Origin of the sequence: Odoribacter lunatus, assembly GCF_943193135.1 — a bacterium.
Lineage (GTDB): Bacteria > Bacteroidota > Bacteroidia > Bacteroidales > Marinifilaceae > Culturomica > Culturomica lunata.
Genome location: NZ_CALPCZ010000010.1, coordinates 37865 through 63496 on the forward strand (window position 1 = coordinate 37865; position 25632 = coordinate 63496).

General features: G+C 38.7%; 21 protein-coding genes. 14 read left to right on the forward strand and 7 right to left on the reverse strand.

Features of this window, described 5'->3' with window-relative positions; all coding sequences use genetic code 11:
• Positions 1-8: 8 nt before the first annotated feature.
• The 5 genes from dnaB to NFR61_RS05720 all read left to right on the forward strand — a co-directional run bounded on the left by dnaB (position 9) and on the right by NFR61_RS05720 (position 5986).
• Complete coding sequence (gene dnaB / locus NFR61_RS05700; protein WP_251621588.1) at positions 9-1559, forward strand: replicative DNA helicase; 1551 nt, start codon at positions 9-11, stop codon at positions 1557-1559.
• Between the two features lie 23 nt (positions 1560-1582).
• A complete protein-coding gene (locus tag NFR61_RS05705; protein ID WP_251621590.1) occupies positions 1583-2836 on the forward strand; it encodes an asparagine synthetase B in 1254 nt (417 codons plus the stop codon).
• A gap of 2 nt (positions 2837-2838) precedes the next feature.
• Positions 2839-4659, forward strand: a complete 1821-nt coding sequence (locus NFR61_RS05710) for an LTA synthase family protein (protein WP_251621592.1) — start codon at positions 2839-2841, stop codon at positions 4657-4659.
• A 60-nt stretch (positions 4660-4719) separates the two neighbouring features.
• Positions 4720-5145 (forward strand): MarR family winged helix-turn-helix transcriptional regulator, encoded by a 426-nt coding sequence (locus tag NFR61_RS05715; protein ID WP_251621594.1) that lies wholly within the window; start codon positions 4720-4722, stop codon positions 5143-5145.
• 103 nt (positions 5146-5248) lie between these two features.
• Positions 5249-5986 carry a hypothetical protein gene (locus NFR61_RS05720; protein WP_251621596.1) on the forward strand — a complete coding sequence of 246 codons (738 nt, stop codon included), beginning with the start codon at positions 5249-5251 and terminating at the stop codon, positions 5984-5986.
• Positions 5987-6060: 74 nt separating this feature from the next.
• On the opposite strand, the gene NFR61_RS05725 is transcribed toward NFR61_RS05720, so the two are convergent.
• The 3 genes from NFR61_RS05725 to NFR61_RS05735 all read right to left on the reverse strand — a co-directional run bounded on the left by NFR61_RS05725 (position 6061) and on the right by NFR61_RS05735 (position 9446).
• Entirely contained in the window at positions 6061-7257 is a 1197-nt protein-coding gene (locus NFR61_RS05725) for an acetate/propionate family kinase (protein ID WP_277613058.1), read from the reverse strand.
• 13 nt (positions 7258-7270) lie between these two features.
• The gene (gene pta / locus NFR61_RS05730) at positions 7271-8278 is read right to left on the reverse strand and encodes a phosphate acetyltransferase (protein ID WP_251621598.1); all 1008 of its coding nucleotides are present in this window, start codon (positions 8276-8278) and stop codon (positions 7271-7273) included.
• A gap of 91 nt (positions 8279-8369) precedes the next feature.
• Positions 8370-9446, reverse strand: a complete 1077-nt coding sequence (locus NFR61_RS05735; RefSeq protein WP_251621600.1) for a ParM/StbA family protein — start codon at positions 9444-9446, stop codon at positions 8370-8372.
• Positions 9447-9735: 289 nt separating this feature from the next.
• Between NFR61_RS05735 and fabG the strand changes: the two genes are divergently transcribed.
• From fabG to NFR61_RS05755, 4 genes are all read left to right on the forward strand, one after another.
• On the forward strand, positions 9736-10482 hold the full coding sequence (gene fabG / locus NFR61_RS05740; RefSeq protein ID WP_251621602.1) for a 3-oxoacyl-[acyl-carrier-protein] reductase: 747 nt from the start codon (positions 9736-9738) through the stop codon (positions 10480-10482).
• Positions 10483-10808: 326 nt separating this feature from the next.
• Positions 10809-12617, forward strand: a complete 1809-nt coding sequence (locus NFR61_RS05745) for a hypothetical protein (protein WP_251621603.1) — start codon at positions 10809-10811, stop codon at positions 12615-12617.
• Positions 12578-13549, forward strand: a complete 972-nt coding sequence (locus NFR61_RS05750) for a DUF6340 family protein (RefSeq protein WP_251621605.1) — start codon at positions 12578-12580, stop codon at positions 13547-13549. The genes NFR61_RS05745 and NFR61_RS05750 overlap by 40 nt, the downstream gene beginning before the upstream one ends.
• 26 nt (positions 13550-13575) lie before the next feature.
• A complete protein-coding gene (locus NFR61_RS05755) occupies positions 13576-16767 on the forward strand; it encodes a UvrD-helicase domain-containing protein (protein WP_251621606.1) in 3192 nt (1063 codons plus the stop codon).
• Position 16768: 1 nt separating this feature from the next.
• Here NFR61_RS05755 and buk read toward each other — a convergent pair whose 3' ends face one another.
• The 3 genes from buk to NFR61_RS05770 all read right to left on the reverse strand — a co-directional run bounded on the left by buk (position 16769) and on the right by NFR61_RS05770 (position 20153).
• Entirely contained in the window at positions 16769-17842 is a 1074-nt protein-coding gene (gene buk / locus NFR61_RS05760; RefSeq protein WP_251621608.1) for a butyrate kinase, read from the reverse strand.
• Positions 17843-17930: 88 nt separating this feature from the next.
• The gene (locus NFR61_RS05765; RefSeq protein ID WP_251621610.1) at positions 17931-19283 is read right to left on the reverse strand and encodes a serine hydrolase domain-containing protein; all 1353 of its coding nucleotides are present in this window, start codon (positions 19281-19283) and stop codon (positions 17931-17933) included.
• Between the two features lie 84 nt (positions 19284-19367).
• Positions 19368-20153, reverse strand: a complete 786-nt coding sequence (locus NFR61_RS05770) for an aminotransferase class IV (protein ID WP_251621611.1) — start codon at positions 20151-20153, stop codon at positions 19368-19370.
• Positions 20154-20239: 86 nt separating this feature from the next.
• On the opposite strand from NFR61_RS05770, the gene NFR61_RS05775 reads away from it, so the two are divergent.
• Genes NFR61_RS05775 through NFR61_RS05795 form a run of 5 tightly spaced genes read left to right on the forward strand, consistent with a single transcriptional unit; the run spans position 20240 to position 24871 of the window.
• Positions 20240-20728, forward strand: coding sequence for a hypothetical protein (locus NFR61_RS05775; RefSeq protein WP_251621612.1), 489 nt, complete (start codon positions 20240-20242; stop codon positions 20726-20728).
• Entirely contained in the window at positions 20718-21548 is an 831-nt protein-coding gene (locus NFR61_RS05780) for a Rossmann-like and DUF2520 domain-containing protein (protein ID WP_251621613.1), read from the forward strand. Before NFR61_RS05775 ends, NFR61_RS05780 begins: the two co-directional genes overlap by 11 nt.
• Positions 21549-21577: 29 nt before the next feature.
• Entirely contained in the window at positions 21578-22105 is a 528-nt protein-coding gene (locus tag NFR61_RS05785) for a KdsC family phosphatase (RefSeq protein WP_251621614.1), read from the forward strand.
• Positions 22106-22118: 13 nt separating this feature from the next.
• Complete coding sequence (locus NFR61_RS05790) at positions 22119-22700, forward strand: Maf family nucleotide pyrophosphatase (RefSeq protein WP_251621616.1); 582 nt, start codon at positions 22119-22121, stop codon at positions 22698-22700.
• 17 nt (positions 22701-22717) lie between these two features.
• Positions 22718-24871 carry a S46 family peptidase gene (locus tag NFR61_RS05795; RefSeq protein ID WP_251621618.1) on the forward strand — a complete coding sequence of 718 codons (2154 nt, stop codon included), beginning with the start codon at positions 22718-22720 and terminating at the stop codon, positions 24869-24871.
• A gap of 55 nt (positions 24872-24926) precedes the next feature.
• Here NFR61_RS05795 and NFR61_RS05800 read toward each other — a convergent pair whose 3' ends face one another.
• On the reverse strand, positions 24927-25601 hold the full coding sequence (locus NFR61_RS05800; protein ID WP_251621620.1) for a superoxide dismutase: 675 nt from the start codon (positions 25599-25601) through the stop codon (positions 24927-24929).
• Positions 25602-25632: the final 31 nt, after the last annotated feature.

Sequence of the window (25632 nt, forward strand, 5' to 3'; positions counted from 1 at the left end):
TATCATTTATGGCGAAGAAGACAGAGTATAATAAAGTTGCCCGCAGGGATGTGTCATCAGAATACGGTAAGCTTCCTCCTCAGGCAGTAGATTTGGAAGAAGCTGTGTTGGGTGCGTTGATGTTGGAAAAAGATGCATTTGCGATTGTAGGTGATTTGCTAAAACCGGAGTGTTTTTACAAAGATGCGCATCAGCGGATTTTTAAAGCGATTCATCAATTGTTTATCAGTGATGATCCGGTTGATTTGCTGACTGTGAGTGAAAAGTTGAAATCTACCGGAGAACTTGAGCAAGTCGGAGGGTATTATTATCTGTCACAATTGACTTCGCGGGTGGCTTCCGCTGCTCATATAGAGTTTCATGCCAAGATTATCGTACAGAAATATATTCAGCGGCAATTGATAGGTGCCTGTACTGAGTTACAAGAAATGGCTTATGATGAAGCGACGGATGTGGCAGATTTAGTGGATAATGCCCAAAAATTGGTATTTGATATTGCCGATGGGAATATCCGTAAGGATACCATGGAGATTGCTCCGGTGATAGAGGAGGCTATTCGAGGAATTGAGGCTGCCGGAAAACGTCCGGATGGGATTAGTGGTATACCTTCAGGTTATACGGCGTTGGATGAAGTAACCTCGGGATGGCAAAAGTCAGATCTGGTCATTGTTGCAGCTCGTCCAGCCATGGGGAAAACGGCTTTTGTACTTTCTATGGCAAGGAATATGGCTGTAGATTTTCAACAGCCGATTGCTTTATTTTCTTTGGAAATGTCTTCTGTACAATTGGTTAATCGTTTGATTGCAAGTGAGACGGGATTGGGTTCGGAGAAAATTAAGAATGGACGTTTAACAGAAGACGAGTGGATACATCTGCATAGTAAAATCAAGTCTTTGATTAGTGCACCGATTTATGTAGATGATACGCCGGCGTTATCTATTTTTGAATTACGGGCGAAGTGTCGTCGTTTGAAACAGAAACATGATATAAAGGTCGTTATCATAGACTATTTGCAACTGATGACGGCAGGGGCCGATATGCGGGGAAACCGGGAGCAGGAGGTGAGTTTGATTTCCCGTCAATTGAAGATTATTGCAAAAGAATTGAATATACCTGTTATAGCATTGTCTCAGTTGAATCGTGGTGTGGAATTGAGGACTGGGGATGCCAAGAAACCGATGTTGTCGGATTTGCGTGAATCAGGTGCCATCGAGCAGGATGCCGATATGGTGTTGTTTATTCACCGTCCTGAAAAATACGGTATAATGACTGATGCACAAGGAATGAGTTTAAAGGGGATTGCCGATATTATTATTGCCAAGCATCGTAATGGTGCGGTTGGGGAAATACAATTGCGCTTTATCAGCGAATTGACTCGTTTTTGTGATTTAGAGAGTATATCACCTTTCCATTCCGATAGTTCTACCGGGGAATTGGTAACACAGACATTCAGTTCTAAGTTGAATGATGATCCGGTACCGGCGTTGGATTCTGGTTTTGATGAATCAACAAGGACATTTGATAGTAAAGTGAATTTGAGCAATGAAGCTCCATTTTAAGTTTAAAAGATAGGAGAAATGTTATGAAGCTTTGGTTTTGGTTGATATTGATGTTAGTATGGGAAGGAATGAAGGCGAATCATATTTTAATTCCAATGGATGAAATTCAGACAAATCATCTAAAGGCGTATGGTATAGCTTATCATTCCTTGAAAAACGGATATGAGATACAGTGGTTGATTAATTATCGAGGAGGGAGTTTTGTTTTGCCTTTTACTGCGGAAACGCGGACGGATTGTTTATTGAAAGGTGTCGCTTTTGAAACGATACCCGGAAGCCGTTTGAATAGTATATTGGCAGAAATTTCTTCACCGGAGGTAAATGCTGATGCAATAAAGCTTGAGAAGGCACCTAAGATTGCCGTTTATTCCCCCAAGGAGAAGAAGCCGTGGGATGATGCCGTAACATTGGCCTTGACTTATGCTGAAATCCCGTATGACGTGGTATATGACCGAGAAGTGTTAGATGGGAAATTGAAAGAGTATGATTGGCTACATTTGCACCATGAGGATTTTACTGGACAGTTAGGAAAATTTTATCGGAATTATAGGCATTTGGATTGGTATAAAGAAGAAGAAAAAGTAAATATGGAAACAGCCAAGTTATATGGTTATTCCAAAATTTCTGAATTAAAAAAGGCCGTAGTGCGTAAGATACATGATTATGTAGAGGCTGGCGGTTTTATGTTTGCCATGTGTTCGGCTACAGATACGTATGATATTGCTTTGGCTGCCATGAATGTTGATATTTGTTCTTCCGTATTTGATGGAGACCCCGCAGATCCGGAAGCTCAGGCAAAGCTGGATTTTTCCAAGACGTTTGCTTTTCAAAATTTCACACTTGAAATGAATCCGAATGTTTATGAATATTCGGATATTGATGTTACGGATAGCCGTAAAATTCCGGAACGGGAAGATTATTTTGTGTTGTTTGAATTTTCAGCCAAATGGGATCCTGTGCCGACGATGTTGTGCCAAAATCATGAGAATGTTATTAAAGGTTTTATGGGACAAACAACGGCTTTTAAAAAGGATTTGATTAAGTCGAGTGTGTTGATTATGGGAGAAAATAAGGCTGCCAATGAAGCACGGTATATTCATGGTGAGTGTGGTAAAGGCACATGGACATTTTATGGCGGACATGATCCGGAGGATTATCAGCATTTAGTGGGAGATCCTGTGACGGAATTGGATTTGCACAAGCAGTCCCCAGGGTATAGGTTGATTTTAAATAATGTATTGTTTCCGGCTGCCAAAAAGAAGCAGCATAAGACTTAAGTATGCGTTCGCGGATTTTATTTTTACTGAAATATTATTTATTTTGGATTCTCGTTTCTGTTTTTGCTAAAGTTATTTTTTTTATTTATCAAGGAAGGGACGGAGTTACTGTTTCGGAGTATATCCGGATTATTTATAAGGGATTGCCTATGGATGTGTCGTTGGGAGGATATATTTTATTACTTTCAACGGTCGTTATGGCATTTTCTCCTTATGTAAAGGATTGGATTATTCGGCGGATGTTTTCTTGCTTATCCGGAGGTTTGGTGTTGCTTTTCTGGTTGATAGCCACATCGGATTGGGAACTCTTCCAAAATTGGGGATACCATATTGATGCGACAGTATTGGGGTATATGCGAACCCCCAAGGAAGCATTGGCATCCATATCCAATGGGTTGATTGTCCTGTTAGTAGTTTTATGGTTGTTACTTGCTGTTTTTTCTTATGGCGTGTATGCAAAGTATATTGGAAAACAGCTTGTTTATACGACAGGTAAATATTGGTTGTCTTTGGTATTTCTGGCGATAGGAGGTGTGTTGATTATTCCTATACGGGGTGGTTTAAATGTTGCACCGATGAACAGCAGCTTTGTTTTTTTCCATAAAACAAATATGTATGTCAATCAATCAGCTATAAATCCGGTATGGAATTTCATGTATGAAGTAACGCATGCCAATCGCTTGAATGGAAATTATCAGTTCATGGATAATGCAGAGGCACATATGGCGGTGGATAAGCTTTACCATACAGGAGATACTATGTTACGATTATTGAAGACTCCGCGTCCGGATGTGGTGGTTCTTTTGTTGGAAAGTTTTACTGCAGATGCAATAGGTGTTTTAGGAGGCAATGAGGAGGCTACTCCGCAACTGAATCAATTGGCTAGGGAGGGGGTATTGTTTTCTAATATTTATGCGACAGGGAATCGTTCGGACCGGGGAATGGCAGGTGTAGTAAGTGCTTATCCAAGCTATCCCAATTATCCGTTATTGAAATATCCCACTAAAATGGAGCGTCACCCGCGTTTCCCAAAAGATATGGAGAAGGAGGGGTATCATACGTGTTTTTATTATGCCGGAGATGTGAATTTTGCCGGTTTCCGTGCGTTGGCAACTATGAGTTTTCAAGATATGGTGACGGAAAGTGATTTTTCTGGAGAGGCTAAGAAGACTACATTTAAATGGGGGATGCATGATGAATTTATGTTTGAACGCTTATTTAAAGATATGACCCAAGCTTCTCATCCTTTTATGTTTATGGCATTTAATATGAGCAGTCATGAACCTTTTGACGTGCCGATGGAAACAAAGATTGCGGGAGAGAGTAAGGATAAGCGTTTTTTGAATGCTATCTATTATTCTGACCGATGTATCGGTGAGTTTATCAGACAAGTTAAGGAAGCTGGAATGTGGGATAATTTATTGTTAGTATTGGTGGCAGATCACGGAACGATAGCAATAAAAAAGCATCTTTATTATGAACCGGAAACATTTCATATTCCGTTGATTTTTGCGGGGGGAGCTTTGAATGTGAGGGATACGGTTATATCGACAATTGGTTCTCAAACGGATGTGGTTGCTACACTTTTGGCTCAATTGGATATTTCTCATAGCCAGTATAGGTTCAGCAAAAATTTATTAGCAAAAGATGCGGTGCCTTTTGCTTATTACAGTACAGCGAATGCTGGTGCTGTTGTGACGGACAACGGTGTGACTGTCATGGATTTAAAGAGCCGAAAGATAATAATGGGAGATACATCGGGGAATAATGAATATTTATTGAAAGCTTATTTGCAAGTACTTGACGAGGATATTCAAAAATAAATGCTGCGGAATTCTCAGAAAAAACATATTTTTGCAAACAGTATAAAATGCAACGTAATCATGAATGATATTAGAGAATTAGTAAGTTACTTGAGTAAAGCGGAAAGAGGATATACAAAGACGTTAAATAAGACCTTTCTGCGTGCCGGTTATGATTTGAGTAGGGAACAGTATGAGTTGCTTCAAGTACTTTGGGAGGGGGATAATGTTAATCAGCAAACTATTTCCCAAAAGTTAGAGAAGAGTAAATATAATGTAACGAAGCTATTGAATACGCTTTGTAAACGGGGCTATGTGCAGCGAAAAATGGGGAAAGAAGACAGGAGGAATAATTTTGTCGTATTGACTGATAAAGGAGTTGAGGCACAAAAGATTTTGACACAGTTAGAGGAGCAGGTACATACCGATTTAACGTTTACTATCGCACCTCAAGAAGTGAAAGCCTGTGTATGGGTGTTACGCAAATTGACAGATATGATGCAATAACCAAGTTCTTAATAACTTGTAATATTTTTTAATCTATTTGTAATAGTGGGAAAAATTACGGATATTCGTCATCCGATATAAATAATTTAAATAACAAAGGAGTATGAAAATGTTGAAGTTTATAAAAATGATATTACTCACGGGAGCTTTAGGAGTTGCCATGAGCAGTTGTGTGGATTCTGATGATCCGGATTTTCAGGTTGTTGGAAATGCTTATGTGATTCAAAAAAATAATGAGTATGGAGGAAAAGAGTTTGCAACCTATGCCGCTGTAGTTGCTTCATATGGAACTGTTCAGGAGATTTCTCTTCGTCGAAATACTTATGATCTTGTATTCTTGTATAAGTTAGGGGAAGGTATTTATGAATCTCAAATGATTTGGGGACCTTTGTCAAATTGTAATGGAACTTATCTGATTTCTGCACAGGATGAAAAAGGAAATGTAGCTCAAAAGTCGTTTGAGTTGAAGATTGATAAAGGTTTAGGGGATTTGACTATTGTAGAGCCGTTAGAGTATAAAGGAGGAAAACTTACAGCAACATGGAAAAAAGTAGATGGTACTACTGCTTATGTTCTTGTCGGCTTTGGGGGAAAGGAGGGGTTTTATAGAATAAATTCGGGATATTATTCTTGGACAACAACAACTAATGTGGATGACAATAGTATTTCAGGGACTTTTTTACCTTTTGAAACAATATCTAATTTAACACAAGAAACAGAGTTACTTGTAGCTGTAGTTGCAGCTTATTCATCTACCGGAGGTAATTTGTTTTTAGAGGGAAATTATTATAAAATTGTAGCAGGCCAAGATGGTGTTACTCCTGTTTCTAATTTTGACTAATGAAGATTAGAAAAGATAGTAAATAAAAATAGCAACCTAAAAAGGTTGCTATTTTTTTGCACACTGGTTATCATTTACTTTACTAATTTCAGTGTATCGGTAGCAATAACTAATTCTTCATCGGTAGTAACAGTCATAAGCAGCGTTCTGGAATCCGGAGTGGAGATGATTTTATCTTCTCCACGTACTTGATTGGCTTTTGAGTCAAAGTCGACACCGAGGTAAGAAAGTTCCTCACATATTGCTTGGCGGACTTTTATGTTGTTTTCTCCGATTCCTCCTGTAAAGATGATTAAGTCAACACCGTTCAAGACAGCAGCATAAGCACCGATGTATTTTTTTACATTGTAAATAAATACCTCTAATGCCAATTCTGCTCTTTTATTACCTTCTTCAACGGCTGCTTCTAATTCCCGAAAGTCGGAAGATACACCGGAAATACCGAATACTCCGGATTCTTTATTTGTCAGTTTTACTGCTTCTGCAGGAGAAAGTTCTTTTTTATCACAAATATAAAGTAATGCACCTGAATCGATATCTCCACAACGGGTTCCCATAACCAAACCAGCTACCGGAGTAAATCCCATGGAGGTGTCAACAGATTTACCTCCGTTTATAGCAGTAATAGAGGCTCCATTGCCTAAATGACAGGTGATAATTTTCTTTTTTGTGATATCCCAACCTAAAATCCGACAGGCCTTTTCTGCAACGAATTTGTGAGAGGTTCCGTGGAATCCGTATTTGCGTATATGATATTTGGTATAATATTCATAGGGGATACCGTAAATAAAGGCTTTTTCCGGTAGTGTTTGATGAAATGAGGTATCAAAAACTGCCACTTGAGGAATTTGGGGAAGAAGACCTTCCATTGTTTCAATACCTTTTAAGTGAGCAGGATTGTGTAAAGGTGCTATTTCACAACAAGCCTGAATTTTTTTCTTAACATCATCAGTAATTAATACACTGTGAGAAAAATATTCTCCTCCATGTGCGATACGATGTCCAACGGCTTTGATTGCATTTAATGAATTGATTACTCCATGCTTTTCATCAACAAGAGCTTTTAATATCAAATTCATACCAATAGCATGGTCTGCAATAGGTTGTTCAATTGTTAATTTTTCTTTTCCTTCCGGCTTATGGGTGAAATTACCCATGGGTAGCCCTATTTTTTCAACAAGTCCTTTAGCCAGCAAAAGAGGGGTTTCAGACATGTCTAATAATTGGTATTTTATAGAGGAGCTACCGCAATTTAATACTAATATATTCATAATATCATTTTCTTTATTTGGTTAATCCAGCTGCTTGATTAACGGTAATGGCAACCATATTTACAATATCGCTTACAGAGCAGCCTCTGGATAAATCGTTAATCGGAGCAGCCATTCCTTGCAAGATAGGCCCTACGGCTTCAATTCCAGCGATACGTTGTACTAATTTATAGCCGATGTTGCCGACTTCCAATGTCGGGAATACAAGCACATTAGCTTTTCCTGCAACAGGACTTCCTGGTGCTTTCAGATTTCCAACGGAAGGAATAATTGCAGCATCTGCTTGTAATTCCCCGTCGATATTAACATCTGGAGCCATCTGTTGGGCTAATTTTGTTGCTTCAACAACTTTGTCTACCATTTCATTTTTTGCAGATCCTTTTGTTGAAAAACTTAGCATCGCAACGCGAGGTTCTATTTTTGCAATATTTTTAGCAGTACGAGCTGTAACAATAGCTATTTGAGCCAACTCTTCCGCTGTCGGATTCGGATGTACGGCACAATCGGCAAAAACGAGTAAGCCATTGTCACCAAAAGCAGGGTTGTTGGTCAGCATTAAAAATGCTCCCGATACAACAGAAATACCGGGTTCTGTTTTTACAATCTGAAAGGCTGGACGCAATACATCACCTGTTGCATTAATAGCTCCTGCCACTTCTCCATCGGCATCACCGTTTTTAATCATCAGAACGGCCAAGTATAAGGGATCAACGACTAATTTTAATGCCTGTTCTTTCGTCATACCCTTGTTTTTCCTTAATTCGACGAGTAAGTTGGCATAAGTTTCTTTTTTATCGTGTTCCTGAGGATTGATTAATGTTGCCTCGTTGATATGTTTTAATCCTAATTTTTCAGCAATGGCTAAAATTTCTGTCGGATTACCCAATAAGATTAATTGAGCCAAACCTTCCCGCAAAATTTCATCTGCAGCTTTTAAGGTTCGTTCTTCCGTCCCTTCTGCTAAAACGATTCTCTTTTTATACTTCCGGGCGTTTTCTTTAATTTTCTCTAATAATTCCATAAGATATTATTTAAAATTTATTTTTATAGTCTTCTAAAAGAAAGAGTTGCTCCGGCAGGAACAACTCTTTTACATCATGTGTATAAATGTTTTATTCTCCGTCTTTATAAATGGTAACGCAAGTATTGGCATTCCCAATATCCATACCGACTGCTAATTGTGGATTACGGAAAATTTTGATTTCACTTGCTTCCACATTATTGGGAATAGCAGCTTTATTGGCGCCCGATTTTATTTTTGAATTCAGGCAATATCCGTGAGAGGCACATTTTTCCGGTTCTGGGTATACTTCAACAGAAACAAATTCTCCGAATTCTTCTTTGAAGCATTCTATCATTTCAGGATAAAGGGCACCACCTCCTACGAGATACATTTTGGTGCACTTATTGAAATCATCATCTGTAAATGCTTTGCGAAGATTGGGAGCAATGATTTCGTTGTAGTACATTCTAAGCACTTTTTCCCGAATATCCAATATATTGTGTTTTACACGATTTACTGTAATATGTCCTTGTTGGAATGCCACATCAATCTGATGCTCTGTTTTTAAATTCAAATAGAAATTTTTAGCCAATTCGTTGGATAACAAATTTACTGCATGTCGTAAACCGTGTGTACTGATAGCAGAACGATTGATAATACCCGCGCGGGTACTAACAACCGCTTCACACGTACCGTATCCTAAACTGACAATAAAGAAATTATCTCTTTCTTGTAGTTCGCCTTCCCGAATGGCAATAGTACATCCTAAAATTTCGGGTATAATATCTACTTTGCCGACATTAACTTCGCGTTTAGCATTGGCAGGACCGCCAAACGTAGATGCATCGTAATTGATGATATGGCGACCTTGCAGTATTTCCATGCCTTTATCCCGATACAGCATATAAGTAGAGAATGGGAAACCTGTCGTCAGATAAATTTCTTCTTCTCCTTTCGGTTGTGTCAATAATAAAGCAGCATTAGCTAATAATTTGTATTCGTCATCAGTAGGAGCGGGATTGATATTTTTATGAGGAGAATACCCTTCTACCAACGCGAGATTACCAACGATATAATCCGTATCATCAACATTAAGCTTTATACCATCTAAGATATTTTCAGCTATATTACTCAGCTCCTGATTGGTAGCTTCGTATACACTAGGGAAATTGTAAGATTTCAGCATGTTATTATGTTTATAATTTTTATTCTAGAATCTTTGCATTCAGAAACGAAACAAATTTAGATAAAAAAATGAAAAATAACTGTGTTTTTTCTCAAAAATATAAAAAATCAAGAGATGGGGTAAAAAAACACTAAAAACGAGGATAATTTTCGACAGATATTAGTGATTGTTTTTTCAGATATGACAATTTAATTTCAATTTGTTTCTTTATCTTTGGCTGCTGAAACAATAGAGAACCGGAAAATCCGGTTTGAAAGTCTAACAATCAGTTTTAAATAAAACTTAAATTATGAAGTTATTAGAAGGAAAAACCGCTTTGATTACAGGTGCCTCAAGGGGTATCGGTAAAGCGGTTGCATTAGCTTTTGCTAATCAAGGCGCCAATGTTGCTTTTACAGATTTAAGATATGATGAAATTGCACAGGCGACGGAAAAAGAAATTGCGGCTTGTGGTGTAAAAGCTAAAATGTATGCTTCCAATGCGGCTGATTTTACTGCGACAGCAGCAACCGTTGAAGAGATAGCAAAAGATTTCGGAAGAATAGATATTTTGGTAAATAATGCTGGTATTACCAAAGATACGTTGTTGATGAGAATGACGGAGGAACAGTGGGATGCTGTGATAAATGTGAATTTGAAATCCGTATTTAATTTCACAAAGTCTGTTTCTGCAATTATGTTGAAACAGAAATCCGGTTCTATTATTAGTATGAGTTCTGTAGTCGGCGTGAGTGGAAATGCAGGACAAGCTAATTATTCCGCTTCAAAAGCAGGGATTATTGGTTTTACCAAAAGTGTTGCAAAAGAATTGGGCTCACGTAATATCCGTGCTAATGCTGTTGCTCCTGGTTTTATTATTACAGACATGACGGCGCAGTTGCCAGAAGAGGTAAGAAAAGAGTGGGCTGCTAAAATTCCGCTTCGCCGGGGTGGTACACCGGAAGATATTGCAGATGTATGTCTGTTCTTGGCTTCCGATTTGTCCCGGTATGTTACAGGACAGGTAATTCATGTTTGTGGAGGAATGAATATGTAATTATTTTTGAATTGCAGGGTTTGCCGTTTATTAAATAATGGTAACTCTGCAATTTGAAATTAAAAAAGAATCAGGTGATATTTGAATACTCTTTATGGTGGGTTATTCCCATACTTATATTATCGGTGGGAGTTGCAAGGTTAAAGTTTAAAAAAATCTCAAAATTGCCGGATATTCCTGTCGTCATTAATATTCTTATTTCTTTTCTACGTTTCTTAGTTGTTTTTATTCTGTTTTTTTTATTGCTGCAACCTGCGTTGCAATTAACGAAAACAATTAAGGAAAAACCATTGTTACTTGTTGCTCAAGATAATTCAATGTCTTTATTGAATACTAAGGACTCTTTGTATTTTCTCCATGAATACGAAGCGTCTTTAAAAAAACAATTGGCACCGTTGTATGATCGTTTTTCCGTGGAATGGCTAACCTTTGGTAAAAAGGCGGAAAAGAATGAACACTTTACGTTTTCGGAACATCATACAAATATTACGGGGTTGTTTGATTACATTGATAATCAATATCTGACTAGGAAACCGGAAGGCGTGTTGTTATTGAGTGACGGAAGATATAATCATGGTATGAATCCTCGTTACCAGGTAAATTCTTATCCTGTTTATACGGTGGTGTTAGGAGACACGACAGAGGTTCCGGATGTTTATATAAAGGAAGTTATATATGATAAATTTAATTTCCTTCATACCATTTTTCCAATAAAAGTAGAGATCGCCGCCTGGAAACAACGAGGGGAAAAATTGATTTGTTTATTGAAAGAAGATGACCGTATTATAGGAAAAAAAGAACTGACGGTTGATAGGGATGATTATATAACGGATGTCGTTTTTGATGTCGAAGCAAGAAAAAAGGGTGTGGTTCGTTATACGGTAGAATTGGAAACAAATTTTATAGAAAAAAGCAGAGAGAATAATCAAGCTACTGTATATGTGAATATATTGGATCATTCGGGAGATATTGCCATTTATTATACAGCACCGCATCCGGATATCGCAGCTATTACCTCTGCTGTTGAGGCGTCGGGGGTATATAAATGTACGCATCAGGAATTATCCAAACCATTGAAGGATTTGCAAGCCAACCTTTTTATATTGCATAATCCTCAACCGGAAAATCCCAATTATCGTAAAATTATACAAGAGGCGGAAAAACGCAATGTTGCAGTATGGTATATTTTGACAGGACGAAAAAATATTCTTGATTTCTCCCGTTATACCAACGAATATGGCGTCTCCTTCACAACGGGAATGAATGAATATGCTTTGCCTGCTTATAACCGTAATTTTTCTTATTTCGGATTTACAGAAGAAGAAGCTTGGGGTTTTATGAATTTTCCTCCTCTGATTGTACCTTTCGGACAAATTAAGACAAATGCGGGAAAGAATTTGTTTGTACAAAAAATAAAAAGTACGGTTACTGAAAACGGTATGATGAGTTTTTATAGTAACAACAAGGCCAAACAGGCTTATTTCTGGGGAGAGGGATTATGGAAATGGAGATTATTTTCATATAAGGAAAACGGGAATCATGATTTGTTTAATACGTTGATTCATAAAACGGTTAATTATTTGGTTTCACGCACAGGAAGTGACCGATTCATTCATGATATCAATGCTTTATATGACGAGACGGAGGACATCTCGGTAGATGTTGAACTATATAATGATAGCTATGAATTAGTGAATACTCCGGATGTTCGTTTAGTTTTAGAATTTGAGGGCAAGGAATACCAATATCTTTTAAATAGAAATGAGGATAAATATCGTATAAATTTAGGTAATCTCTCAGCGGGAGAATACCATTATAAATTGTCTACAGATTTTAAAGGGGAAAAATTTGAGAAGAAAGGGGTGTTTTATGTAAGGACTCAAAATCCGGAATTAAAAGATATGAGAGCTGATGCTCGTTTAATGCAGGAAATTGCAGATAATTCAGGGGGTAAAAGTTGTTTTTATGCAGACATTGATGAGCTTATCACTCAAATTTCAACCGATTCTCAATTTACTCCGATGTATAAAGCAGAAATAAGATATGTGAATTTGGGCGAATTGGAATGGGCCGGCATTATTTTACTTTTATTAGTATGTATAGAGTGGATGCTGTTAAAATATTATGTCGGTTAATTTTAAAATTGGCATTTTTTCTTGCCTTGTTGTGTTGTATCTCTTGCACAACCTATCGGACTATTGGCGTTGAAATTCTGGAACCGGCAATACATACTTTAGAAAAAGAACGAGTGCTGGGATTTTGGGATCGCAACATACGTCATGCTTCGGACACATCCTTCGTATTGAATCAGTATACCGGAATATCTGATGATGAATTGTCTTATAGCTTTTATACGGCACTGCAAACTGCTTTTTATGACAATCAAGAAGATTCCCTTCCTTTTATTTTAGGGAAAAACAGAGTATATCTATCGGTTGATACCTTACCATTGCCTGTTACTGAAAAAATTTTAAAAGAAATAGGACTTAATTTGGGCATGGATTATATCGTTGCATTGGAAAAAATCGGTTATATAGTAAATGCTGCTGAGCGTAAGGTGGAATGTGATTTGTTGGTACGCCTCTATGATTGCAATAAAGGATTGATGTTGGATTCCGTTTTTTATAAAAACGATATAATGGAGGGAATAAGTAATGAAGGAATAGATGTGGGGTATATTAATGAATTGATAATAGGAAACGGTATCGAATATGCCCATCGTTTAAGACCGTATTGGAAGTCCGTAAAGAGACGAATATATAATGGAGAAAAAGTACTAAAAATGGGGGATTTTTTCTTTTTGCAAAATGATTATGAGCAAGCAAGAAAATTGTGGGAAGCAGTGACACAAAGGTCTCCAAAGCAAGCTATACGCGGATATTTGAATTTGGCTTGGTTATATGAGGAAGAAGGAAATTTTTTGATGGCAAAACAAATGTTGCAAAAAGGATTAGAACTTGTACGTGAAACTGAAGTGAATAATGCTGATGTAAATTATTTGAGAGAGTATATGAACACAATAATAAAAAGGATAAAAGATTGTTCCATTCTGGAGAATCAATTGTGACCTTTTTTATTTCCGCCAAATTAATTATGTCTAAATTAAATGTTTATAAGGCATCGGCAGGTTCTGGAAAGACATTTGCCTTGACGATGCAGTATTTTAAAATTATTTTTTCCCTTCCTTCCGAATACAAACATATTCTTGCCGTTACTTTTACCAATAAGGCTACAGAAGAGATGAAATTCCGTATCATTAAGGAAGTGCATGAGATGGCAGAGGGACGTCCGAGTGCTTATGCTACGGAATTAAAAAAAGAATTTAAATTTACAGATGATGAACTTCGCAATCGTGCAACTTTATTGCGTACGCTATTATTGCATGATTATGGCAAGATTTCTGTTACTACGATTGATCGTTTTTTTCAACGCGTCGTAAAATCTTTTACTAAGGAATTAGGGGTATTTCCCGGATACAATGTGGAGTTGGATAATGATTATATTCTTTTAAAAGCGGTAGATAAAGTCATAGAGGAAGTAAAACAGAATGCTTCCTTAAAAGCGTGGTTGGGAGGGTTAATGGATACAAGTGTGGATGATGGAAAATCATGGAGTATAAAAGGTAAGATTATTGAATTGGGAGAGGAGTTATTTCGGGAGAATTATATGCTTTTTGATTCATTGGTTTTATCGAAATTTCAAGATAAAGAATTTTTAAAAAAATATGCTTTATCCTTACAAACGATAATTCAAGAGTACGAGACGGAATTAACAGCTATTAGTGATGAAGCCATTGGAATAATGGAAAAAGAGGGATTGGATTTAAGGGATTTTCGAGGAAATAAAACAGGTTGTGCAGCTCACTTTTATAAGCTTAGAAATCGAAAATATGATGAAATCACTCCTACGGCATTGAAGGCTGTGGATAATATGGATTCATGGATTGCCAAAGATAGCGATGCGTATGTAAAAGAAAAAATAGAATCCGTATATCCTCTTTTGAATGAAAAATTAAAAATGTGTGTGCGGATTTATGAGGAGAAATGCAGGTATTATCTTTCAGCTCGTCAGATATTGAATAATCTCTATCAGTTGGGGGTGATGAGCGACTTATATCAGGAAGTTAGAAATTATTGTGAAGAGAAAGGTGTTATGCTGTTGAGTGATACAACGCATATTTTAAATATTCTTATTGCCGGGAATGACACCTCATTTTTGTTTGAAAAAGTCGGAAATTATTATAAACATTTGATGATAGATGAGTTTCAGGATACTTCAGCTATGCAATGGAATAATTTTCGTCCTTTGGTTGTAAATAGTTTGTCGGAAGGAAATGAAGCACTTATTGTCGGGGATGTGAAACAAAGTATTTATCGCTGGAGAAATGGGGACTGGACTTTATTAGCAGACGGAATTGATACAGAGTTCCGGCAATTCGGTGCGAACAATGTTGTTTTGGAAAACAACTGGAGAAGTGCGTCGGAAATAGTATCCTTCAATAATGTGTTTTTTGAGCGGTCGGCAACTGTATTAAAGGAGTTATTTGATAATGCGGCAGGAAAAGATAATCGTTGGTCTGAAACAATAATGAAAGTCTATGCCGACATAAAACAAACCGTAAAATCTACGGAAAATGGATTTGTCAATGTCCATTTCGGTCTGCAACAAAAAGAGAAAGGAGCTGCCGAAAACATTATGGAGAATGCGGTGGCCGAGATTAATTCAATATTGGATAGAGGTGGGAAGAAGGGGGAAATAGTCATATTGGTAAGAAATGGGAAGGAGGGAGCTTTTGTTGCGGATTATCTCATGAATTATAATAAAACGAATAATCAACGTATTGATTTTATATCCAATGACTCCCTGTATGTTTTTTCATCTCCTTTTGTGAAATTCATCACGGCTATCTTACGTTATCTTATCGCTCCATATGATTTAGTAAACAAGGCAATTATTTTGTACTTGTATAATACATTCATTAAAAATGAGCAGAGACAAGATGTAGATGCAGTTTTTAATACTGTTGGAGAGGAAGAATTGTTTGTTCTGATGGACAGGAAATTTGCGATAAATACGGGGAAAGTATTGTCGTACTCTCTTTTTGAAACGGTGGAGGCAATTATTGATAATTTTGAATTAAAAGAAAAAAGGGAAGAGGTTCCTTATTTAATTGCATTTCAGGATATTATTTTTGAATATGAAGCGACAAATTCAAACAGCATCCATTTCTTCCTGGAATGGTGGGAAAAAGAGTTGCCTAAACGGGTATTGTCTACCTCTGAAAATGTAGATGCTGTCCGGATATTAACTATTCATAAATCCAAAGGTTTGGAATTTGAGTATGTCATTTTACCTTTCTGTAATTGGGAATTGGACAGTGTGCGGCCGGTACGTAGAATTTGGTGTAAGAACAGAGAAGAGAAATTCAAAGAATTGGATTATGTGCCGTTGAATTATTCTTCTCGTCTTGCGGATACAGTTTTTGATGAAGATTATTATGATGAGCATTTGAAATCCTATGTCGATAATCTTAATTTGCTTTATGTTGCTTTGACCCGAGCGAAAAAGGAGATATATATTCTTCCGTATATGCCTAAAATAAACAAAGACGGGACACCTTCTTTTTCCAATATGGGAGGACTTGTTTATAGAGTACTTCAGGTCTTGAAAAATGAGGGAACAATACTTGGTGAGACTGATGAGAATATGAATCTGTCTTATGGCAGAAAGGCGTATAATGCGTCTTTACCTGAAAAAGCAGACCCGATGACCTTAACCAATTATCCTGTTTTTAATCCAGAAGGGCGTATTTCCATAAAATATAAACATCAGGATTATGCTGGAGAAAACGATACGCTGTCTGCGATAGACGAAGGAAAGTTATTGCATGAAATTTTTAAGTCGATAGAGTACATAGAAGACATTGAACAAGCTGTATACAATGTGTATTTATCCGGCATGATTACCAAGCAGGAAAAAGGAATATATATCGAGAAAATAGGTAAATATTTATCAGATCCTATTACAGCAGAGTGGTTTGACCATAAATATAAAGTAATCAATGAACGGGATGTATTATTGCTTGGGAGCACGAAAATACGACCGGACAGAGTAATTGTTAAAAACAAACAGGCTGTTGTGATTGATTATAAGTTTGGAGCCGTTGAAGAAAATAAATATTTGAGGCAAGTGCGTTCATACTGTACCTCTTTAAAAGAAATGGGGTATAAAAATGTAAAAGGCTATATCTGGTATGTACAATTGGAAAAAATTACGGAAGTATAAATTAAGCATATACTTTGGGGGCAAGTTCGCCTTTCATAACCATTAAGCCATTTAAAGCTAAAGCACGCATTTCATCCTCTCCGGGATAAACTTTTACGGGAGCAATAAATTGGACGCGTTGAGTAATGGCTTGGGTAACTTTTTTACTGTTGGCAATTCCGCCGGTCAGTAAAATAGCATCTACTTGGCCTTCCAATACACATGCCATCGCACCGATTTCTTTAGCTACTTGATAACACATCGCTTCCCAAATCAATTGGTAGTGAGAATCGGAGAGAGCGTTTTTTTCAATCTCTATGACATCATTGCTATTCAGGTAACCGACTAGACCACCGGCTCCGCATAACATCTTTTTTACTTCATCTTGTGTTTTCGTACCACTAAAACAGAGCTTGACAAGAGCACCTACCGGCACCCCACCGGCTCTTTCGGGGGAAAATGGGCCGTCACCGTTCAATGCATTATTGGTATCTATTACTTTTCCATAATGGTGGGCACTGACTGATATACCTCCTCCTAAATGTGCTATGACAAGATTCAGTTCTTCATATTTTTTCCCGATAGCTTTGGCATAGGTTCTGGCAATACTTTTTTGATTGAGTGCATGAAAAATAGAAACCCTCGGGAAGGCAGGGTGTCCACTGATTCTGGCGATGGGATTTAATTCATCCACCACTACCGGATCTGCAATATAAGCTTTTACTTGAGAGCCTGCCTCCTTGGCAATTTCATGGGCTATAAGGCCGCCTAAATTGGAGGCATGTTCTCCCATGACTGGTGTTTGCATATCCTGTATCATGGCAGTATTTACTTCATACACACCGGATTCTATAGGCTTAATTAAACCACCTCGTCCGACGATGGCATGGATTGTTTCAAGAGCAATACCGGCTTCTTGCAGTTCTTTTTGTATCAATTCTTTACGAAATGTAAATTGAGAACTGATATTGGCAAATTTTCCGATTTCTTCTGCAGAGTGGCGTATGGTTTTTATGAAGACTTGATTTTCGTTTTCAAATAACGCTATTTTAGTTGAAGTTGAACCGGGATTAATTGCCAAAATACGGTAAATCATGAACACAGAAGTTTAATAAATGAATTTTTCTTTATGCAAAAATTGCAAATTGAAAGATAAAATCAAAGAAAAAGATTCATTTTTTAACTTAACGTTCTACTAAGTAATCTTGTTGGTTGAAAATTTGAAGTTCAAATAAATCTTTTTCCGGCCATTCCGTTACGGTAGCTAATGCGTTTTGTATGGTTTGCTCGATATAGGAAGGAAATTTAGAGCCTTTCCAGGAACTGGTATTGGTTACAAAAACCCAGGAATAGCCGTTGTGCTGTTTTTTCATCAAAGCGCTTGTGCCGGAAAGTGTTCCGGTACGGGACCAGTCACCTTTATAAGAAATGTGCATCCAGCCGATAGGCAGGGCATTTAAGGTAAATGTGGTCATTTGGGTAATGGTTTCCGGTTTTAAAATGTCTTCAATTTGAGGATGGCCGTCTATTACGGCTAAAAAACGAAGCAATTCTATCGGGGAAGCCACCCAAGCACCTGCACCCGAAAGAGCTTCGAGGTTATTACCTCCGTAATATTTGGGAACTAAGCGTTTACTTCCGTCACAGGCGGGTATCAGTTCTTCCGTAGCTGTTTCGTAATACCTTACTTCATGTTTATGTTTGTCTTCGTATAGGTTATTCCCCAAATGCATATCGAAACAACCAGCGGGATGTAATATATTCTTTTGAATGTATTCTTCATAAGTTTCTCCGGACACCTTTTCAATAACTTTAGATAAAATTCCATAACCTACATTGGAATAGGCGGTTGACGTTCCTGGTGTATAACGTAAGCGGCGGGATAATACGAAACGGATAATTGTATTAAGATCGGCAGGCGGGGTTACGTTCATTTTTTTAGCAATATCAACGGAACAAAACATCGGGTCGCCGTAATTGGTGGAAAAACCGGCCTGGTGGCGGAGTAAATGTTCTACGGTGATTGTCTTGATGCGCGAATCGCGGATTTGGTTATACATAGTATCGTTTAATATGCCGTCCGGCCCGAATACCAAATCATTCAAATGTAAATTTCCGTCTTCAATTAGTTTCATGATTCCGACAGCCGTAATTAATTTGGAAATAGAAGCAATACGGAAAATATGATGTGTCTCGGTAGGAATCTGCAACTCATCATCGGCGAATCCATATCCTTTGGCATACAATAATTTATCGTCTTTCATTAAAGCAAAAGAAGCACCCCGGATTTCCCATTTTTTCATAAAACGCTCAATGATGTGATCCATTTTTTGCGTTTCAGGCAATTCGGAAAAACTATTGCGAAATATTTCAGAAGCAGGGATTAGCTTGCGTGGCATGAGGGTGGAACTTTCAGCTTCAGACAGGGAAGAGGCTTGGATATCCTCTGAAAAATACAACTTCCACGGCTTGGTAAAAACGATGACAACTATAACGGTAAGTAAAATGACATATTTTATTCCGGTAGTTTTACTCATTGCAAATCGTATTATATCAACGAATTATATTTGCAATATTAAAAAAAGATGTTTGAAAATAAAACTATTTTTATATAAAAGTTCTTAATCTATTCTTTCCAAAAGAGTAAAATACAATTGCATAAGTCGGCGTAATAAAGGATGTGAGGTTTTATAAGAAATGGAATTTATTTGCCGGATGGGAAGGATTAAAGGAGAAGTTCCCGTAATGAAAGCGGCTTCATAGTCGGATAGGGTGTCAAGTTTGATTTTTTTCTCAACAATTTCGATTTTTTCCGTTTTACAGATGTCAAAAACCCTTTTACGGCTTGTACCCGGAAGAACATCTGTATAGGGCGCTGTATAAAGCGTATTTTGCTGTATGAAGAAGATGTTGGAACGGGAGCCTTCGGTTACGCATCCGTCGTTGTCAACTAAAATCACTTCATAAACATTGTTTTCTTTGATTAGGCGGTCGCTTGTTGCACGCAATTCCGGATTGAGGTATTTGACTTCCGGATTAACTCTTACAGCCTCGTGGGTAATGGTGTTTACGCCCTGTTGATAGGCTTCCCGGGAGGGGTATGAATGAGGGATAACATAGAGGTACTCATTCGTTTGATTATTCAGGAAATGAAGAACATACTTGATATTGCCTTCCTCCAGATGTTCCAAACGGATAAGGCGATTTAGCTTATCCGGGAGATGAAGATTTTGTATGTCAATATGAATATTTGATTTTTTCAATGAATTATCCAATCGTAATAGATTGTCTTTTAGAAAAATGGGAGTTCCTCTGAAAACTCGGATAACCTCGTATATACTCAAACCGTTTTCTAGAATATTTTCTGAAAAGCTGGTCGAATCCGTTGCAATATTATTTATCAGCATGCTGTTTTAATTTAGGGGCAAAATTACGAAATAGACATTAGATATATTCGTACTTTTCATTTATTTGAGTTATTTTTGGCTCACTTATGGAAAAACAGGCGCAAATAGAAAGAATCGAGACCTTTTTATCTTCGGTTATTTTGGAGGAATTGGATAAATTGCAGAAAGCTTCTCTTTCTTACATGAATTTTGTGATTATGGGACAGATTATCGAGGTGTTGGGTGGTTTCCTGGATCAGAAACCAATGAAAGCAAAAGGCCAGTCTTCCCGGAGGTTTGCGCAGGCTGTCCGCTATTTGTTTGGGGGACGATACCGGTTATTGAATGAAAACAATCTTTTATACGATAAATTACGCAATCAGATGACGCATGCGTTCATCCCCGGAGGGGATTTGATATTGATTGGAACGGAAAAAGAAGAAGGGTATACTCATTTGGAATTTCGGGATAAAAGACTGGTTTTAGTGGCGACGACGTTTCATGAAGATATACGGCAGGCGTGCCACCGATTGCTTCTCTTGTTAAGAGAGGGAAAGATAAAACCTAAAAATATTGCATTTGAACATGACAGATAAAAGAATCGTTTTGATTGGGGCGGGAAATGTTGCGCACAATCTGGCACCGGCATTGTTACTTGCGGGGTTGAATCTTTGTCAGATATACAGTCGCAGTATAGAATCGGCGCGGGAATTGGGAAAGAAGACAGGAATCAGTTATACGTCGGATTTATTTGCTGTTTACCCCGATTGCGACATTTATTTCTTTTGTGTCAATGACGATTCGTTATTATCTATGATAAAGAGCGTTAGATTTAAAAAAGATGCCCTTCTCATACATACTTCCGGTAGTCAGCCTATGAGCATTTTTCAGAATCATGCTCAAAATTATGGCGTTTTGTATCCTCTGCAAACCTTTTCCAAGAAGAGAGAATTGAATTTCAGAGAGATTCCGTTGTGCCTCGAATATTCCAATGAATACAGCCATGGCATTCTTGCGAAACTTGCCGGCTGTTTATCGGACAGAGTGGAGGAAATGTCCTCTGAAAAACGTAAGAAGCTCCACTTGGCGGGAGTGATTGCCAATAATTTTGTAAATTATTTGTATGGAGCGGCAGGTAAGATACTGGAAGAAGAGGGATTGGATTTTGCCTTGCTCCGGCCGCTGATATTTGAGACTGCACACAAAGTAATGCTTATGTCGCCCGAAGAAGCCCAGACAGGACCTGCCCGGCGTAATGACGACAGTATACTCGGTATGCACAAAGCCTTGTTGAAAAACAACAAGAAACTGTATACATTGTATTCATTATTAAGTGATTCTATAAAAGAAGCGCAAGTAAAGAATGAAGTTAAAACAACATCGGAAGAGCAACAAATGAGCTTAAATTTATGGTAGCTTGATTTTTATGGATAAAAATATAAAATATGGCTTTTTTTAAAGATGAATTAAAGAATATCCGGGCATTCATATTTGATGTGGACGGAGTACTTTCACGACATGAAATGAGTTTGTCTCCGGAAGGAGAATTGATAAGAACGTCTTGTGCCAAAGACGGCTATGCCATCATGTACAGCATACGGAAAGGATATATCATTGCAATCATTTCGGGCGGTGGGGCGCCTGGATTGAGGGAGCGGTTGGCAAAATTAGGGATTAAGGATATTTATTTGAAGATAGCGAATAAATTGGAGGCATTGGATGAAATCATGCAGAAATATGCCCTTAAAGCTGATGAAATCATGTATATGGGAGATGATATACCGGACTACAATATTATGACCCGTATCGGTTTACCGGTATGTCCTGCGGATGCTTGTGAGGAGATTAAAGCCATATCACGTTATATTTCCGACATCAACGGGGGCATGGGATGTGTCAGGGATGTCATTTCGCAGGTATTGAAAGCAAAAGGTGATTGGATGGATACCGGTTGTTTTGTAAAAAGTATGTGATTCTTGTAAAAGCATGGCGTATAAGTTGATTTTGGCATCGGCATCCCCGCGTCGTCAGCAATTAATGCGGGAGGCCGGTTTCACGTTTGAAGTAAGAATAAAAGAAGTACCGGAGATATATCCGGATGATTTGCCTGTAAACCAAGTACCGGAGTATCTGGCGCGTCTGAAAGCCTCCGCATTTCAGCATGAACTGCAACCGGATGAGTTATTGATAACGGCGGACACCATTGTTTCCATACACAACAAAGCTGTCGGTAAACCTGGCAACAGGCAGGCGGCAATAGAGATGCTTCGTGAGTTATCCGGTAACAGGCACACGGTAGTATCGGGATTGTGTTTGACCACTTCTCATATTCAAAAAACTACCTCCGTCTGTACCGATGTATTTTTCAGGGAATTGACGGAAGAAGAAATTATCTACTACGTAGACAAATACCGGCCTTTGGACAAAGCAGGCGCTTACGGGATACAGGAATGGATTGGCTATGTCGGCATAGAACGTATTGACGGTTCTTTTTACAATGTCATGGGCTTGCCGATACAGACACTTTACCGGCAATTACAGGAATTTGGTGTGGATTTGTGCAAATAATAATAAATAAACAGAATATGAAAAAATTACTATCCATTGTATGTATGCTGGCATTGTTCAGCGGATATTGTATAGCGGACGAAGGAATGTGGATTCCGATGCTGCTGAAAAAGTACAACATTGAGGACATGCAGAAAAAAGGGTTTAAACTGACGGCGGAAGACATCTATGACATCAACCGGGCTTCGCTGAAAGATGCTGTTGTCGGGCTGGGAAGGGAAGGAAGCCCCTTTCATCACTTCTGTACCGGAGAATTCATCAGTTCCGAAGGGTTGTTGGTAACCAATCATCATTGCTCGTTCAACATGATTCAGAACCACTCTTCTTTGGAACATAACTATTTGCGGGATGGTTTTTGGGCAAAGAACAGGAGTGAGGAACTGGCCAATCCGGGGATTACGGTCTCCGTTTTAGTGCGTATGGAAGATGTGACGGAGCAGATAACCTCCCAATTGAGCGATGATATGACAGCAAAAGAAAGAAACGCCAAAATCAAAGAAATAGCCCAAAAATTGGAACAACAGGCTGCGGAGGGGACTAACTTAAAGGCAAACATCAAATCTTATTTTAACGGCAATCAGTTTTTTATGTCGGTATTCCGCATCTTCAAAGACGTGCGTTTGGTGGGGGCTCCGGCTTCGGCTATCGGCAAATTCGGCGGAGATACGGACAATTGGATGTGGCCGCGGCATACCGGAGACTTTTCCGTGTTGAGGGTATATGCTGACGAAAACAACCAACCGGCGGGATATTCGGAGAAAAACCGTCCTTACCGGCCGGATGCCTTCTTTAAAATTTCTGCCAAAGGAATAAAAGAGGGTGATTTCACTATGATTTTCGGTTATCCGGGAACAACCAACGAATATTTGCCGTCTTATGCCATAAAACAATTGATAGACATCGAAAATCCCCATAAAATAGCCATTCGGACGGCAATATTGGACAAAATGAATGAAGCCATGAACCGAAGCGAACTGTTGCGGATAAAATATGCGGCCAAAGCTGCCAATGTCGCCAACGCATGGAAAAAATGGCAAGGGGAACTCAAAGGACTGAAACGTTTCAATACCGTCGGGAATAAGGAAAAAACAGAGGCGGAATTTGCCGTCTGGGCGAAAGGACGCGGGAAATACGATGGCATCATGGAACGGTATGCCTCCTTGTATGACCGCCGGAAAGACTTGATATTGGCATCTGTTTATGCCGGCGAAGCGGGCTTGCGTGGCGCGGAAATTATCGGTTTGGCAAGAAATGTCTATGAAAAAGTAAACGCCGCGGTAAAATCGGGGGATAAGAAAAAATACGAAGCACGGCTTCAGGCTGAAATAGCGGCGTTTTTTAAAGACTACGATGCGGAAACAGACCGGCGTATCCTGGCAGAGATGCTGAATTTATACAACACCAACTTATCGGACAACTGGATTCCCGAAGAGGTGAAAAAAGCACGTAACAGTGCGGGATATGACACATACGCACGGAACATCTTTAATAAATCGGCACTGACCACTCCGGAAGGAATAAAAAACATTACGGGAAAGTGGGACAGCAAAGCTTTGCTGAAATTGGAAAAAGACCCCATTTGCCGCCTCGCGCTTTCCATTCGGGATTTCAACACCCGGCAGATACTGCCGGAACTGGTAAAAATCGAAACAGCCTTGAGAAATGAGCACCAGATTTGGCTGGCGGGTTTGATGGAAATGCAGCCCGAAAAAGTATTCTATGCGGATGCCAATTCCACCTTGCGGGTTGCTTACGGCCAAGTAAGCGGATATACCCCCGTCGATGCCGTGAAATATACTCATTATACCACCTTAACCGGCATCATGGAAAAAGACCGGCCGGATATATATGATTACAACATTCCGCAAGCATTACGGGATATATATGCAAGCAAGGATTTCGGGCCTTATACGCAAGACGGTGACGTACCCGTCTGCTTTATAGCAACGAACCACACCACCGGCGGAAACTCCGGCAGTCCGGTACTGAATGCGGAAGGGCATCTGATTGGAATAAACTTTGACCGGGCATGGGACGGTGTCATGTCTGATATGCAATATGACCCTGCCATTTGTCGGAACGTAGCCGTTGATATCCGGTATGTGCTGTTTGTTATCGACAAAGTAGCAGGAGCGGGGCACCTGTTGGAAGAAATGGAAATTGTCCGGTAATAAGAAGAAAAATAAAAAATGCCGCTATGCTTATAGCGGCATTTTTAAGAAAATATCATTTCTTCGCTGCCTTCAAGCGTTCTTCAACCACTTTCCAATTAACGATTTTCCAGAAATTCTCTACATATTTCGCGCGAAGATTTTGCACATCAAGATAATAAGCATGTTCCCAGACGTCAATATTCAACAAGGGAACTTTCCCTGCTTTCAACGGATTTTCCGCATTGTGCGTCTGAATAATTTCCGGTTTGTGATTCTCTGCATTCAACGTCAGCCAGGCATATCCGGAGCCAAACAACGTAATGGCCGCCTGTGAAAATTTCGCCTTAAACTCCTCAAAACTGCCAAACTCTTTTTCAAGCACAAGCAAGGTTTCCTTACCGGGTTTGTCTTCATTTTGGCGGGAAGGTTGAAAAGCCTCAAACTGGAAATAATGGTTGTATACCTGCGAAGCATTGTTGAACAATCCCCCTTCAGCCTTAAGCATGATTTCCTCTATCGTTTGGTTCTCAAACTCCGTACCGGCCTTTTGCTTATTGGTATTTTCAATGTAAGTAGCCAAATGTTTTCCATAATGGAACTGTACGGTCTGTTCGCTGATATACGGAGCCAACGCGTCTTGCGTATAAGGAAGCGGTTGCAGACGGAACAACTTGTCATCTCCTCGTGCGTTAATCGTATTAGAAGACAACAAAACACAGGGAATTTGATTTTTAAATGTTGTATTCATAACATGATGCGTTTTAAATTAGGAATCATTT